Source organism: Spiroplasma endosymbiont of Clivina fossor (genome assembly GCF_964031115.1).
Classification (GTDB): Bacteria; Bacillota_I; Bacilli_A; order Mycoplasmatales; family Nriv7; genus Nriv7.
On record NZ_OZ035006.1, the window covers coordinates 1,584,623 to 1,598,531 of the forward strand.

Genomic DNA, 13,909 nt, shown 5'->3' on the forward strand with positions numbered 1-13,909 from the left:
TTCAATTATATTTTAAATTAATTTTGCAAGAAGTCTATTAAAATATAATACCGCTGTTTGTTGGTTTGGAGTTAAACCCTTATGTTGGTATTTTCATTTTCAGAGATTTAAATAATTTTGAATATTAGTAAAACCTAAACCATGATAATGAATTAAGGCTTCTTTAAGACTAGATTGTAATTTACTGATTTTATTTAAGTTACGATAACTAGCTTCAGGATTAATTGTTGTTTTAGTTACACATAAAGTAGAATTTGTTTGTTTTGCTACTAAAAAATATAATTTTTGCATATCAGAAGTAATAATTGAATTTTCGTTAATTAATTCTTTGTTCATATTTTCAATAACTCATTGTTTTTGTAAACGTTTGGTGTTTGTGGATTTAACATAAATATTGTTATTATTATCAATTGCCATTTGAATACAGCATTTAGTATTAGTTGCGAATGGGTCAAGGTGAATTCTTCGTGGATCAGTTTTATATTTGAAATTTCCTTTGTGGATTTCTTTAATAAATGTTTCATCGATTTGGATTTTACCAGATAATTTTTTAAATTTTAATTGGGTATTTTCTAATTGTTTTGATTTCATTAATTTTTGACGATTATATCAAGCAGTTTTTAATGTAGTTTTAATAAAACGAGAAATTGTTTTACTAGATTGCCCCAGCAATGAAATTTGAATCAATAAATTTCATTGTTCATAATTTAAATGACTTCAATAAATAAAATGATTACGAAAAGCGTCAAAACTTGCACGGCAATTTTTACATAAACATTTTTGTTTTCCTTCTGAATTATGTCCATTTTTAACGCAATGGTAAGATTCACATTTAGGGCATTTAATACCTTGCGCTCTAAATTTTTGATCAATTTCATTTAAACGTTTTTGTTTTTTTATTAATTCTGCTTGTTGTTTGACTTTTTCATAAAATTCTAAAAATTGATCATCTGTTAAAGTATTTACTAGTTCTTGAATTATTTTTTCCATAATTATTATCCACCTCTATCATATTAAAAATATACCTAAAATTAAGTATATTCAATAAATATCAAGAGTTTTCGACAAAATTAAAAATTTTTTATTGTGTAAAAATTCAATAATATGATAAAATAAAAAAGAGTAAAAATGACAATAACAAGAAAGGCAGGGTTAGTTTAGTAATTAAATAATATATAGCTGATTGTTTTACTTCTTCAAAGCAATACCTAAGAAAACTAAACGCGACCTATCTTGGTTTATTGCTTGCAAACTTGCATTATTTTTATTATAATTTATTTTGTTTAGGATTAGTGACAATTTTATGCATTTAAACAACCAATTAAATATAAGTTAGTTTTACTATTGGACCCTTAGCTCAGTTGGTTAGAGCATCCGGCTCATAACCGGATGGCCGTAGGTTCGAGCCCTACAGGGTCCACCATTATGGTATTATTTTATGGAGGTGTACCCAAGCCTGGTTGAAGGGGGCGGTCTTGAAAACCGCAAGGAGTATAAAAACTCGCAGGGGTTCGAATCCCTTCACCTCCGCCATTAATAATTATTAACGAAACATATCGCGGGATAGAGCAGTCTGGTAGCTCGTCAGGCTCATAACCTGAAGGTCGGAGGTTCAAATCCTCCTCCCGCAACCAATTGGTCCCGTGGTGTAGTGGTTTAACATGCCTCTCTGTCACAGAGGAGATCGAGGGTTCAATTCCCTTCGGGACCGCCAGTAGGGTTCGGTAGCTCAGTCGGTAGAGCACTTGATTGAAGCTCAAGGTGTCGGCGGTTCGATTCCGCCTCGAACCACCATTAGACTATGAATTAAAATTTTAAAAGGTATTAATAGACTTTTTTAAAATAGTTAAAATAGTTGAAGGAACCTAAAATAAATTTTTAATTTTGTCGAAAACTCTTGATATTTATTGAATATACTTAATTTTAGGTATATTTTTAATATGATAGAGGTGGATAATAATTATGGAAAAAATAATTCAAGAACTAGTAAATACTTTAACAGATGATCAATTTTTAGAATTTTATGAAAAAGTCAAACAACAAGCAGAATTAATAAAAAAACAAAAACGTTTAAATGAAATTGATCAAAAATTTAGAGCGCAAGGTATTAAATGCCCTAAATGTGAATCTTACCATTGCGTTAAAAATGGACATAATTCAGAAGGAAAACAAAAATATTTATGTAAAAATTGCCGTGCAAGTTTTGACACTTTTCGTAATCATTTTATTTATTGAAGTCATTTAAATTATGAACAATGAAATTTATTGATTCAAATTTCATTGCTGGGGCAATCTAGTAAAACAATTTCTCGTTTTATTAAAACTACATTAAAAACTGCTTGATATAATCGTCAAAAATTAATGAAATCAAAACAATTAGAAAATACCCAATTAAAATTTAAAAAATTATCTGGTAAAATCCAAATCGATGAAACATTTATTAAAGAAATCCATAAAGGAAATTTCAAATATAAAACTGATCCACGAAGAATTCACCTTGACCCATTCGCAACTAATACTAAATGCTGTATTCAAATGGCAATTGATAATAATAACAATATTTATGTTAAATCCACAAACACCAAACGTTTACAAAAACAATGAGTTATTGAAAATATGAACAAAGAATTAATTAACGAAAATTCAATTATTACTTCTGATATGCAAAAATTATATTTTTTAGTAGCAAAACAAACAAATTCTACTTTATGTGTAACTAAAACAACAATTAATCCTGAAGCTAGTTATCGTAACTTAAATAAAATCAGTAAATTACAATCTAGTCTTAAAGAAGCCTTAATTCATTATCATGGTTTAGGTTTTACTAATATTCAAAATTATTTAAATTTCTGAAAATGAAAATACCAACATAAGGGTTTAACTCCAAACCAACAAACAGCGGTATTATATTTTAATGTATAAAAAAAGTTAAAGTAAAAATAGTAATTTTACATAAAAGCCTTTTAAAATTATCAAGTTGATGATTTTTTTTATTTTATCAAGAGTTTTCGACAAAATTAAAAAAATAAATTTAATTTAAGTAGTTTTTGTAATTGTAAATCACACACAGTTATTAGACTATGCTTCTCTTAATTGATTTCATAATACCATATTTTGTATTATTAAAATTAAAACATTTTTTTGATGAATATTATGATAAAGCGATAATACACCGCCCGCACCTACAAATTTGTAATCAAAGTAATAATCACAAATTTGTTTTCTGGTTTCTAATGAAAATTGATATTTAATAGACTTCTTGCAAAATTAATTTAAAATATAATTGAATTGTTGTTTTTAATAAAAAGGTGGAATTTAAATGAAATTTAAAAAAAATAATCAAATAAGTGATAAAAATTTTTTAAGATTAACTGGTATTAAACATACTACTTTTAATAAAATGCTAGAAATTTTAAAAATAGAAGAATTAAAAAAGAGATTTCGTCGCGGAAGAACCAATAAATTATCATTAGAAAATCGTATTTTAATGACTTTAGAATATTGAAGAGAATATAGAACTTATTTTCATATTGCAAAAAGTTATGATATTAGTGAAAGTAGTTGTTATAGAAATATCAAATGAATTGAAGACACTTTAATAAAACACCCTAATTTTCAACAACTTACTGGTCAAAAATCACTATTAAAAGATTATTTCAAAGATAAGACTGTTATAATTGATGTAACTGAAAGCCAAATCCAACGCCCAAAAAAAGACAAAAACAGCACTACTCAGGAAAAAAGAAAAAACACACAATAAAAACACAAGTTATAATTGAAAAAGATAGTAAAAAAATTATTAGTTCTGATTTTTCTTATGGTAAAAACCATGACTTTAAAATTTTAAAAGATTCAAAAATTAAATTTTTACCAGAAACAACTGTTTTAGTGGATTTAGGTTATCAAGGCATACAAAAAATTAATCATAATGTTTTAATTCCTAAAAGAAAATCAAAGAAAAACCCTTTAAATAAAGAAGAAAAGCAAAATAATGAGCGAATTTCAAAAATGAGAATTGTTATTGAAAATGTTTTTGCTATACTTAAAAAATTTAAAATTATTAGTGAAAAATATCGAAATCGTAGAAAAAGATTTGCTTTAAGATTTAATTTAATAGCTTCAATTTATAATTTACAACTATTAGTTTAAATATATTTGATAATTTAAAATTTCAGTCTTTTTTTATTGTAAATAATAATTTTTATTATGTTTTAATGACAAAATATTTGTAAAAATAATCTAAAAATTATTTTAATAACACTTTTATATTTATTTTAAATTTAAAAATTATAATTATCATATTAATTTTGCAAGAAGTCTAATATTTTTTGGTGTTGTTGATTTGAATTGCAATTCATAAAAGTTGTCTTGATAATAACCATTAATAATTTTTTTAGCTCAAATATAAAATGTCATTTTACTACCACGATAATATTTTTTAATCAATTTATTTACAGATATGTTATCTGTATTATTCATATATAAGTTAGTACATAAATTGAGATATTTACTTACTCATTTTTTTTTAATTTTGTCGAAAACTCTTGATATTTATTGAATATACTTAATTTTAGGTATATTTTTAATATGATAGAGGTGGATAATAATTATGGAAAAAATAATTCAAGAACTAGTAAATACTTTAACAGATGATCAATTTTTAGAATTTTATGAAAAAGTTAAACAACAAGCAGAATTAATAAAAAAACAAAAACGTTTAAATGAAATTGATCAAAAATTTAGAGCGCAAGGTATTAAATGTCCTAAATGTGAATCTTACCATTGCGTTAAAAATGGACATAATTCAGAAGGAAAACAAAAATATTTATGTAAAAATTGCCGTGCAAGTTTTGACGCTTTTCGTAATCATTTTATTTATTGAAGTCATTTAAATTATGAACAATGAAATTTATTGATTCAAATTTCATTGCTGGGGCAATCTAGTAAAACAATTTCTCGTTTTATTAAAACTACATTAAAAACTGCTTGATATAATCGTCAAAAATTAATGAAATCAAAACAATTAGAAAATACCCAATTAAAATTTAAAAAATTATCTGGTAAAATCCAAATCGATGAAACATTTATTAAAGAAATCCATAAAGGAAATTTCAAATATAAAACTGATCCACGAAGAATTCACCTTGACCCATTCGCAACTAATACTAAATGCTGTATTCAAATGGCAATTGATAATAATAACAATATTTATGTTAAATCCACAAACACCAAACGTTTACAAAAACAATGAGTTATTGAAAATATGAACAAAGAATTAATTAATGAAAATTCAATTATTACTTCTGATATGCAAAAATTATATTTTTTAGTAGCAAAACAAACAAATTCTACTTTATGTGTAACTAAAACAACAATTAATCCTGAAGCTAGTTATCGTAACTTAAATAAAATCAGTAAATTACAATCTAGTCTTAAAGAAGCCTTAATTCATTATCATGGTTTAGGTTTTACTAATATTCAAAATTATTTAAATCTCTGAAAATGAAAATACCAACATAAGGGTTTAACTCCAAACCAACAAACAGCGATATTAGACTTCTTGCAAAATTAATATGATAATTATAATTTTTAAATTTAAAATAAATATAAAAGTGTTATTAAAATAATTTTTAGATTATTTTTACAAATATTTTGTCATTAAAACATAATAAAAATTATTATTTACAATAAAAAAAGACTGAAATTTTAAATTATCAAATATATTTAAACTAATAGTTGTAAATTATAAATTGAAGCTATTAAATTAAATCTTAAAGCAAATCTTTTTCTACGATTTCGATATTTTTCACTAATAATTTTAAATTTTTTAAGTATAGCAAAAACATTTTCAATAACAATTCTCATTTTTGAAATTCGCTCATTATTTTGCTTTTCTTCTTTATTTAAAGGGTTTTTCTTTGATTTTCTTTTAGGAATTAAAACATTATGATTAATTTTTTGTATGCCTTGATAACCTAAATCCACTAAAACAGTTGTTTCTGGTAAAAATTTAATTTTTGAATCTTTTAAAATTTTAAAGTCATGGTTTTTACCATAAGAAAAATCAGAACTAATAATTTTTTTACTATCTTTTTCAATTATAACTTGTGTTTTTATTGTGTGTTTTTTCTTTTTTCCTGAGTAGTGCTGTTTTTGTCTTTTTTTGGGCGTTGGATTTGGCTTTCAGTTACATCAATTATAACAGTCTTATCTTTGAAATAATCTTTTAATAGTGATTTTTGACCAGTAAGTTGTTGAAAATTAGGGTGTTTTATTAAAGTGTCTTCAATTCATTTGATATTTCTATAACAACTACTTTCACTAATATCATAACTTTTTGCAATATGAAAATAAGTTCTATATTCTCTTCAATATTCTAAAGTCATTAAAATACGATTTTCTAATGATAATTTATTGGTTCTTCCGCGACGAAATCTCTTTTTTAATTCTTCTATTTTTAAAATTTCTAGCATTTTATTAAAAGTAGTATGTTTAATACCAGTTAATCTTAAAAAATTTTTATCACTTATTTGATTATTTTTTTTAAATTTCATTTAAATTCCACCTTTTTATTAAAAACAACAATTCAATTATATTTTAAATTAATTTTGCAAGAAGTCTATTATATTTTAATGTATAAAAAAGTTAAAGTAAAAATAGTAATTTTACATAAAAGCCTTTTAAAATTATCAAGTTGATGATTTTTTTTATTTTATCAAGAGTTTTCGACAAAATTAAAACATTTTTTTACTTTATGATAATATTTTTCATGATAAATCGTAGTCATTCAAGATTGTAATTTAGCTTTTAAATCTGCTAGATCATTTTTAGGCACAATATACTTCATTTTGTACTATACCACAGATGTTTTGCACAATCAAGAAAAATATTAAAAAAGGGACAATAAATTATAAAATAATGCAGAAAATTTTTAAAATAGTTTATAATCAAATTCCAAGGTAAAGAAATTGTAGACTAATTTTTTGGAGAAAGGAAAAGGTGTTATAAATTTTATTAATTAGTAAAAATTCACGAAAGGAATTTGATGTTAATGAAAAAATTACTGGGAATCTTAGGAACAATAACAATAGCAGGAAGTGGAATGCCGAATATTATGGGCAACACCCCAAGAAAAATAGAACAATCTTTTATGAAACGAGAAAAACGAGCAACAAACCCTTATTTAGTAGAAAGTAATAATGATATAATAAATACTTATGATTATAATTATAGTGAAAGTGGTGGTGCCAGTTGAAGCGGTCATGTAGAATTTAAAGATAAAAAAACCTATAAAATAGTAGATTTTACTCATTAGACTTCTTGCAAAATTAATTTAAAATATAATTGAATTGTTGTTTTTAATAAAAAGGTGGAATTTAAATGAAATTTAAAAAAAATAATCAAATAAGTGATAAAAATTTTTTAAGATTAACTGGTATTAAACATACTACTTTTAATAAAATGCTAGAAATTTTAAAAATAGAAGAATTAAAAAAGAGATTTCGTCGCGGAAGAACCAATAAATTATCATTAGAAAATCGTATTTTAATGACTTTAGAATATTGAAGAGAATATAGAACTTATTTTCATATTGCAAAAAGTTATGATATTAGTGAAAGTAGTTGTTATAGAAATATCAAATGAATTGAAGACACTTTAATAAAACACCCTAATTTTCAACAACTTACTGGTCAAAAATCACTATTAAAAGATTATTTCAAAGATAAGACTGTTATAATTGATGTAACTGAAAGCCAAATCCAACGCCCAAAAAAAGACAAAAACAGCACTACTCAGGAAAAAAGAAAAAACACACAATAAAAACACAAGTTATAATTGAAAAAGATAGTAAAAAAATTATTAGTTCTGATTTTTCTTATGGTAAAAACCATGACTTTAAAATTTTAAAAGATTCAAAAATTAAATTTTTACCAGAAACAACTGTTTTAGTGGATTTAGGTTATCAAGGCATACAAAAAATTAATCATAATGTTTTAATTCCTAAAAGAAAATCAAAGAAAAACCCTTTAAATAAAGAAGAAAAGCAAAATAATGAGCGAATTTCAAAAATGAGAATTGTTATTGAAAATGTTTTTGCTATACTTAAAAAATTTAAAATTATTAGTGAAAAATATCGAAATCGTAGAAAAAGATTTGCTTTAAGATTTAATTTAATAGCTTCAATTTATAATTTACAACTATTAGTTTAAATATATTTGATAATTTAAAATTTCAGTCTTTTTTTATTGTAAATAATAATTTTTATTATGTTTTAATGACAAAATATTTGTAAAAATAATCTAAAAATTATTTTAATAACACTTTTATATTTATTTTAAATTTAAAAATTATAATTATCATATTAATTTTGCAAGAAGTCTATTATGATGATAATTGAGATTCATTTATAAAAAAATATCCTTATATTTTAATTAATACTTATGGAGAAGAAAATTCACTAGAAACATTTGGTAATGTAGGAAAAGATAAATTTGGAACTATTAAAATTAATTTAAATAATATTGATAATATAAACAATAATACTAGTGATAAAGCTTACTGAAGAGTGTTGGTTAAAGCTAGTCAAAATTGGATGCCAGCTTATAATGTTGATTGTGATATTGAATTAGGATTATGAATTGATAATAATAAAGAATTAAAATTAAATATTTTTGTTTATAGTTATCTTTATAGTGCTGGATATTATTATAGAACTTTAATAACATCTTTAAAAGTAGATTGAGTTAAAGTTGTATATGAACCAACTAAAATAAATTAAAATTTTATATTATCCTTGGGCTTATGATGATATTCAAGAGGTTTTTGTAAAAAGTTTTAAGGATTGAAATGGCGATTTATTTTGTAATGATGAATGACAGCGTTTAAAGTTGTAATAGTAATAATATTGATTTAAGAAGTGTTGAAGTTCATTTTGATTTAGTTTTTTATCCTTAAAATAAAATAATTTGGTATAATGTTGATGGAATCGTTCAATCTTACCATTACTTTGTGGTGAGCGAATTGGTGTGGTTTCGTGAACGATTTTATTCCTAGAAAGAAAGGTTGTAAAAGGCCTTTCTTTTACTTTGTACGATTTTTTATTACTTCAATTAGTAGTAGTAAATTCAGGAGCGTTGTCAGTACGAAGGCGTTTAATGGTTATGCCAAGTTCACGAAAATCTTTCATTGCTCTTTGTACGGCATTAATGGCGTTGTTAGTTCCTAAACTATCATAAACATAGCCAAATACTATGCGTGTCATAGTCGCGTTTAGTTTTGTTAGGTATTTTTTAAAAAAGAAAAAATAATCATTTACTATAAATTATTTCAATATGCAAATTAAGTATATATTTCTTATGTATGATTTTTGTTGTAAAAAATTATTTTAATGTTGTTTTTATAAGCATTTTACTTAGTTTTTATAACCTTTTATTAAGATTATGTTTGTTAATATTAAATATTTTGTTTTATTACTTATTTTTCAAATAAAACGATAATTAAATTGTAGTTACTTTTCTTTCAAAATTAATCAAATATTTTTCCACCTAACAAAACTTTACGCGTCCTTGAATTTTACACAACAAAAAATTTTTAATTTTGTCGAAAACTCTTGATAAAATTAAAAAAACAATTAGAAAATACCCAATTAAAATTTAAAAAATTATCTGGTAAAATCCAAATCGATGAAACATTTATTAAAGAAATCCATAAAGGAAATTTCAAATATAAAACTGATCCACGAAGAATTCACCTTGACCCATTCGCAACTAATACTAAATGCTGTATTCAAATGGCAATTGATAATAATAACAATATTTATGTTAAATCCACAAACACCAAACGTTTACAAAAACAATGAGTTATTGAAAATATGAACAAAGAATTAATTAACGAAAATTCAATTATTACTTCTGATATGCAAAAATTATATTTTTTAGTAGCAAAACAAACAAATTCTACTTTATGTGTAACTAAAACAACAATTAATCCTGAAGCTAGTTATCGTAACTTAAATAAAATCAGTAAATTATAATCTAGTCTTAAAGAAGCCTTAATTCATTATCATGGTTTAGGTTTTACTAATATTCAAAATTATTTAAATCTCTGAAAATGAAAATACCAACATAAGGGCTTAACTCCAAACCAACAAACAGCGGTATTATATTTTAATGTATAAAAAAGTTAAAGTAAAAATAGTAATTTTACATAAAAGCCTTTTAAAATTATCAAGTTGATGATTTTTTTTTATTTTATCAAGAGTTTTCGACAAAATTAAAAATTTTTTACAACAAAAATCATACATAAGAAATATATACTTAATTTGCATATTGAAATAATTTATAGTAAATGATTATTTTTTCTTTTTTAAAAAATACCTAAGAAAACTAAACGCGACCCCCTATGTATTTTTAGTTGCAAAAAAAATTAAAAGTAGATATAATTTAAAATGATTGAATTAAACAATTGCCTAGTTAGCTCAGTTGGTAGAGCAACCGGCTGTTAACCGGTAGGTCGTAGGTTCAAGCCCTACACTAGGCGCCATTTTTAGGGCCCGTTGGTGAAGCGGTTAACACACACGCCTTTCACGCGTGCATTCACGGGTTCAAATCCCGTACGGGTCACCATTAAGTGATATAAATAATCTAACTTTACAATAAAAGTTGGATTTTTTTGTTTTTATGATAATTTATTAGCTAAAAAATGGGGACTGTACAATTAACTGTGTCTCTAAGTAATTAACTTAAATTCACTCTGTCCTCAAATTTTATCATTAAATGTGAAATTGCACTACCCCAATTTTTTTAATTTTGTCGAAAACTCTTGATAAAATAAAAAAAATCATCAACTTGATAATTTTAAAAGGCTTTTATGTAAAATTACTATTTTTACTTTAACTTTTTTATACATTAAAATATAATACCGCTGTTTGTTGGTTTGGAGTTAAGCCCTTATGTTGGTATTTTCATTTTCAGAGATTTAAATAATTTTGAATATTAGTAAAACCTAAACCATGATAATGAATTAAGGCTTCTTTAAGACTAGATTATAATTTACTGATTTTATTTAAGTTACGATAACTAGCTTCAGGATTAATTGTTGTTTTAATTACACATAAAGTAGAATTTGTTTTTAATTTTGAATTGGCATCGTTCATTTCTTAACCATATTTTGAAATGCTAAATAAAATATTTTAAAAACTGATGCGTCATTAGGAAAAATCTTTTTATTCTTAATGACTTTTCTTAGTTGACTATTAACAGATTCAATCGCATTAGTTGTGTAAATAATCCTTCTAAATTCTTGAGGATATTCAAGAAAAATTATTAAATTATTTCAGTTATTTTTTCATGATTTAGTAATTTGTGGATACTTTTTATTTCATTTTTCTGAAAAATGAAATAAAGCAACTAGCGCTATTTCTTCATTAATTGCTGTATAAATTGATTTTAAATCATTAGCTACAAGTTTGCGATCTTTGTAAGGGACAAATTTTAAACTATTACGAATTTGATGAACGATGCATAATTGGTGCTGTGTTTTTGGGAACACAGCTTCTATTGCATCAGACATTCCAGTTAAATTATCGCTACAAGCAACAAGAATCTTGGGTGCATAACTTAAAGGTAGTAAATGAAAAAGACTTTTTTCATTCAATTGTGAATTTATTATACATTTATTAATCAAATTTGCAAAACAAAAATTACAAACGGTCGCGTTTAGTTTTCTTAGGTATTTTTTAAAAAAAGAAAAAATAATCATTTACTATAAATTATTTCAATATGCAAATTAAGTATATATTTCTTATGTATGATTTTTGTTGTAAAAAATTATTTTAATGTTAGTTTTATAAGCATTTTAATTAGTTTTTATAACCTTTTATTAAGATTATGTTTGTTAATATTAAATATTTTGTTTTATTTCTTATTTTTCAAATAAAAAGGTAATCAATTTTTAGGTGCTTTTCTTTCAAAATTATTTAAACCTTTGCCTACCTAACAAAACTTTATGCGTCCAAGATTCGTGGTTTTAACAAATTTAAGAAAAACTTTGAATATAAATGATGAATGTTTTAAAAAGAAAGGGGGTGATTATATGATTGGAACTTTCTTGGCCGATGCACCCCAGCAACAGTAGAAAAAATAACAGCTAGTGACGCGATGACTAAATTATGAAATGCAATTATAACGGCATTTACTAAAATGTGAGAAATTATTGCTATTAATATGCCACAACTCGGTAACTTCTTTGCTGATTACTGAATCTTCATTTTTCCATTTATTTTGGCAATATTCTTTATTTGCTTTAAAATGTTTGAAAAATTACTTGGAGCAGTACGCTAATAAAAAAATAAAGTGAGGTGCAAGATGAAATTTTGGGACTGTACAATTAACTGTGTCTTTAAGTAATTAACTTAAATTCACTCTGTCCTCAAATTTTATCATTAAATGTGAAATTGCACTACCCCAATTTTGAATTGGCATCGTTCATTTCTTAACCATATTTTGAAATGCTAAATAAAATATTTTAAAAACTGATGCGTCATTAGGAAAAATCTTTTTATTCTTAATGACTTTTCTTAGTTGACTATTAACAGATTCAATCGCATTAGTTGTGTAAATAATCCTTCTAAATTCTTGAGGATATTCAAGAAAAATTATTAAATTATTTCAGTTATTTTTTCATGATTTAGTAATTTGTGGATACTTTTTATTTCATTTTTCTGAAAAATGATCTAAAGCAACTAGCGCTATTTCTTCATTAATTGCTGTATAAATTGATTTTAAATCATTAGCTACAAGTTTGCGATCTTTGTAAGGGACAAATTTTAAACTATTACGAATTTGATGAACAATGCATAATTGGTGCTGTGTTTTTGGGAACACAGCTTCTATTGCATCAGACATTCCAGTTAAATTATCGCTACAAGCAACAAGAATATCTTGTAAGCCACGATTTTTCATTTCCGTAAGATTATTAAGTCAAAATTTGGCGCCCTCATTCTCGCTAATTCACATTCCTAAAATATCTTTTAAACCATCTAAATTAATTCCTAAGGCAAGATAAACTGCTTTATTTATTATTCGTTTATCTTGCTTTACTTTAACAACAATACAATCAAAATAAACAATCGGATAAATCTTCTCTAAAGGTTTAGTTTGTCACATTTTAACTTCTTCAATAACATCATCAGTTATTTGACTAATTAAACTTTCTGAAATTTCTGCTCCGTGATAGAATTCTTGCAATTGTGCTTTGATATCAGAAATTGTCATTCCTCTTGCATATAAAGAAATTACTTTTTGATCAAAGTTATCAAATCTTCTTTGTCTTTTCGGAATAATTACTGGTTCAAAAGTACTATTTCGATCTCTTGGTACATCAATTGCGATTGAACCATTTTTAGTAATAATGGTTTTTTGTGTGTTGCCATTTCTTTTATTATGATTCTCATCAGTTTCAAGATAATCTTTAATTTCCGTATTTAACATTCGTTCAGTTAATTTTTTGGTAAATTCCTGAAAAATAGTATTGCCTTTAAATAAATCTTGTGGATTATCAATATTTTCTAAAAAATAATCAACAACTTTATCAATTGCGTCAGGTTCTTTTTTTATTTTTTTTTTTTTTGTCATTTTCTGTTCTCCTTCTTTTAAGTATAATTCAGAATGAATTATCGAGACACAGAATTTTGGACAGGCCCAAATAAAATAATGAGCGAATTTCAAAAATGAGAATTGTTATTGAAAATGTTTTTGCTATACTTAAAAAATTTAAAATTATTAGTGAAAAATATCGAAATCGTAGAAAAAGATTTGCTTTAAGATTTAATTTAATAGCTTCAATTTATAATTTACAACTATTAGTTTAAATATATTTGATAATTTAAAATTTCAGTCTTTTTTTATTG

General features: G+C 24.3%; 19 protein-coding genes, 7 tRNA genes and 1 pseudogene. 19 read left to right on the forward strand and 8 right to left on the reverse strand.

What is annotated here, in order from left to right; genetic code table 4:
- Window positions 1-12: 12 nt before the first annotated feature.
- Complete coding sequence (locus tag AAHM82_RS09550; protein ID WP_342263782.1) at window positions 13-990, reverse strand: IS1/IS1595 family N-terminal zinc-binding domain-containing protein; 978 nt, start codon at window positions 988-990, stop codon at window positions 13-15.
- A 356-nt stretch (window positions 991-1,346) separates the two neighbouring features.
- Between AAHM82_RS09550 and AAHM82_RS09555 the strand changes: the two genes are divergently transcribed.
- From AAHM82_RS09555 to AAHM82_RS14445, 8 genes are all read left to right on the forward strand, one after another.
- A tRNA-Ile gene (locus AAHM82_RS09555) sits at window positions 1,347-1,423 on the forward strand.
- 17 nt (window positions 1,424-1,440) lie between these two features.
- A tRNA-Ser gene (locus AAHM82_RS09560) sits at window positions 1,441-1,533 on the forward strand.
- Between the two features lie 24 nt (window positions 1,534-1,557).
- Window positions 1,558-1,634 (forward strand) — tRNA-Met (locus AAHM82_RS09565).
- 3 nt (window positions 1,635-1,637) lie between these two features.
- Window positions 1,638-1,714, forward strand: a tRNA-Asp gene (locus AAHM82_RS09570).
- Window positions 1,715-1,718: 4 nt separating this feature from the next.
- Window positions 1,719-1,794: transfer RNA gene (locus tag AAHM82_RS09575), tRNA-Phe, on the forward strand.
- Between the two features lie 168 nt (window positions 1,795-1,962).
- Window positions 1,963-2,922 carry an IS1/IS1595 family N-terminal zinc-binding domain-containing protein gene (locus AAHM82_RS09580; protein WP_342263783.1) on the forward strand — a complete coding sequence of 320 codons (960 nt, stop codon included), beginning with the start codon at window positions 1,963-1,965 and terminating at the stop codon, window positions 2,920-2,922.
- Between the two features lie 397 nt (window positions 2,923-3,319).
- Window positions 3,320-3,760 (forward strand): transposase family protein, encoded by a 441-nt coding sequence (locus AAHM82_RS14440; RefSeq protein WP_342263396.1) that lies wholly within the window; start codon window positions 3,320-3,322, stop codon window positions 3,758-3,760.
- Window positions 3,757-4,149: a transposase family protein gene (locus AAHM82_RS14445; protein ID WP_342264845.1), complete on the forward strand. Its 393-nt coding sequence runs from the start codon at window positions 3,757-3,759 to the stop codon at window positions 4,147-4,149. Before AAHM82_RS14440 ends, AAHM82_RS14445 begins: the two co-directional genes overlap by 4 nt.
- Before the next feature lie 144 nt (window positions 4,150-4,293).
- On the opposite strand, the gene AAHM82_RS09590 is transcribed toward AAHM82_RS14445, so the two are convergent.
- Window positions 4,294-4,446 (reverse strand): hypothetical protein, encoded by a 153-nt coding sequence (locus tag AAHM82_RS09590; protein WP_342263784.1) that lies wholly within the window; start codon window positions 4,444-4,446, stop codon window positions 4,294-4,296.
- Between the two features lie 163 nt (window positions 4,447-4,609).
- Between AAHM82_RS09590 and AAHM82_RS09595 the strand changes: the two genes are divergently transcribed.
- Window positions 4,610-5,572: an IS1/IS1595 family N-terminal zinc-binding domain-containing protein gene (locus AAHM82_RS09595; protein WP_342263785.1), complete on the forward strand. Its 963-nt coding sequence runs from the start codon at window positions 4,610-4,612 to the stop codon at window positions 5,570-5,572.
- A gap of 152 nt (window positions 5,573-5,724) precedes the next feature.
- Here the strand turns inward: AAHM82_RS09595 and AAHM82_RS14450 are convergent, their stop codons facing one another.
- The 3 genes from AAHM82_RS14450 to AAHM82_RS09605 all read right to left on the reverse strand — a co-directional run bounded on the left by AAHM82_RS14450 (window position 5,725) and on the right by AAHM82_RS09605 (window position 6,847).
- Window positions 5,725-6,117, reverse strand: a complete 393-nt coding sequence (locus AAHM82_RS14450; RefSeq protein ID WP_342264845.1) for a transposase family protein — start codon at window positions 6,115-6,117, stop codon at window positions 5,725-5,727.
- Window positions 6,114-6,554, reverse strand: a complete 441-nt coding sequence (locus tag AAHM82_RS14455; protein ID WP_342263396.1) for a transposase family protein — start codon at window positions 6,552-6,554, stop codon at window positions 6,114-6,116. Before AAHM82_RS14455 ends, AAHM82_RS14450 begins: the two co-directional genes overlap by 4 nt.
- 158 nt (window positions 6,555-6,712) lie before the next feature.
- A complete protein-coding gene (locus AAHM82_RS09605) occupies window positions 6,713-6,847 on the reverse strand; it encodes a hypothetical protein (RefSeq protein ID WP_342263786.1) in 135 nt (44 codons plus the stop codon).
- A gap of 204 nt (window positions 6,848-7,051) precedes the next feature.
- On the opposite strand from AAHM82_RS09605, the gene AAHM82_RS09610 reads away from it, so the two are divergent.
- The 4 genes from AAHM82_RS09610 to AAHM82_RS09620 all read left to right on the forward strand — a co-directional run bounded on the left by AAHM82_RS09610 (window position 7,052) and on the right by AAHM82_RS09620 (window position 8,779).
- Window positions 7,052-7,315, forward strand: coding sequence for a hypothetical protein (locus AAHM82_RS09610; protein WP_342263787.1), 264 nt, complete (start codon window positions 7,052-7,054; stop codon window positions 7,313-7,315).
- 65 nt (window positions 7,316-7,380) lie between these two features.
- Window positions 7,381-7,821, forward strand: coding sequence for a transposase family protein (locus AAHM82_RS14460; protein WP_342263396.1), 441 nt, complete (start codon window positions 7,381-7,383; stop codon window positions 7,819-7,821).
- On the forward strand, window positions 7,818-8,210 hold the full coding sequence (locus AAHM82_RS14465; protein WP_342264845.1) for a transposase family protein: 393 nt from the start codon (window positions 7,818-7,820) through the stop codon (window positions 8,208-8,210). The genes AAHM82_RS14460 and AAHM82_RS14465 overlap by 4 nt, the downstream gene beginning before the upstream one ends.
- Before the next feature lie 158 nt (window positions 8,211-8,368).
- Window positions 8,369-8,779 carry a hypothetical protein gene (locus AAHM82_RS09620; RefSeq protein ID WP_342263788.1) on the forward strand — a complete coding sequence of 137 codons (411 nt, stop codon included), beginning with the start codon at window positions 8,369-8,371 and terminating at the stop codon, window positions 8,777-8,779.
- A gap of 21 nt (window positions 8,780-8,800) precedes the next feature.
- Here AAHM82_RS09620 and AAHM82_RS09625 read toward each other — a convergent pair whose 3' ends face one another.
- Window positions 8,801-9,262 (reverse strand): integrase core domain-containing protein, encoded by a 462-nt coding sequence (locus AAHM82_RS09625; RefSeq protein ID WP_342263789.1) that lies wholly within the window; start codon window positions 9,260-9,262, stop codon window positions 8,801-8,803.
- Window positions 9,263-9,610: 348 nt separating this feature from the next.
- Here AAHM82_RS09625 and AAHM82_RS09630 point away from each other — a divergent pair, with 348 nt between their 5' ends.
- The 3 genes from AAHM82_RS09630 to AAHM82_RS09640 all read left to right on the forward strand — a co-directional run bounded on the left by AAHM82_RS09630 (window position 9,611) and on the right by AAHM82_RS09640 (window position 10,625).
- Complete coding sequence (locus tag AAHM82_RS09630) at window positions 9,611-10,033, forward strand: hypothetical protein (protein ID WP_342263790.1); 423 nt, start codon at window positions 9,611-9,613, stop codon at window positions 10,031-10,033.
- A gap of 433 nt (window positions 10,034-10,466) precedes the next feature.
- A tRNA-Asn gene (locus AAHM82_RS09635) sits at window positions 10,467-10,542 on the forward strand.
- Window positions 10,543-10,549: 7 nt separating this feature from the next.
- Window positions 10,550-10,625 (forward strand) — tRNA-Glu (locus AAHM82_RS09640).
- A gap of 505 nt (window positions 10,626-11,130) precedes the next feature.
- On the opposite strand, the pseudogene AAHM82_RS09645 reads toward AAHM82_RS09640, so the two are convergent.
- Window positions 11,131-11,604, reverse strand: a pseudogene (locus AAHM82_RS09645) (IS256 family transposase); the annotation flags it as partial.
- A 402-nt stretch (window positions 11,605-12,006) separates the two neighbouring features.
- On the opposite strand from AAHM82_RS09645, the gene AAHM82_RS09650 reads away from it, so the two are divergent.
- Window positions 12,007-12,135, forward strand: a complete 129-nt coding sequence (locus tag AAHM82_RS09650) for a hypothetical protein (RefSeq protein WP_342263792.1) — start codon at window positions 12,007-12,009, stop codon at window positions 12,133-12,135.
- 23 nt (window positions 12,136-12,158) lie between these two features.
- Window positions 12,159-12,341, forward strand: coding sequence for a hypothetical protein (locus tag AAHM82_RS09655; protein ID WP_342263793.1), 183 nt, complete (start codon window positions 12,159-12,161; stop codon window positions 12,339-12,341).
- A 66-nt stretch (window positions 12,342-12,407) separates the two neighbouring features.
- On the opposite strand, the gene AAHM82_RS09660 is transcribed toward AAHM82_RS09655, so the two are convergent.
- On the reverse strand, window positions 12,408-13,634 hold the full coding sequence (locus AAHM82_RS09660) for an IS256 family transposase (protein WP_342263794.1): 1,227 nt from the start codon (window positions 13,632-13,634) through the stop codon (window positions 12,408-12,410).
- Window positions 13,635-13,729: 95 nt separating this feature from the next.
- Here AAHM82_RS09660 and AAHM82_RS09665 point away from each other — a divergent pair, with 95 nt between their 5' ends.
- The gene (locus AAHM82_RS09665; RefSeq protein ID WP_425288977.1) at window positions 13,730-13,870 is read left to right on the forward strand and encodes a hypothetical protein; all 141 of its coding nucleotides are present in this window, start codon (window positions 13,730-13,732) and stop codon (window positions 13,868-13,870) included.
- Window positions 13,871-13,909: the final 39 nt, after the last annotated feature.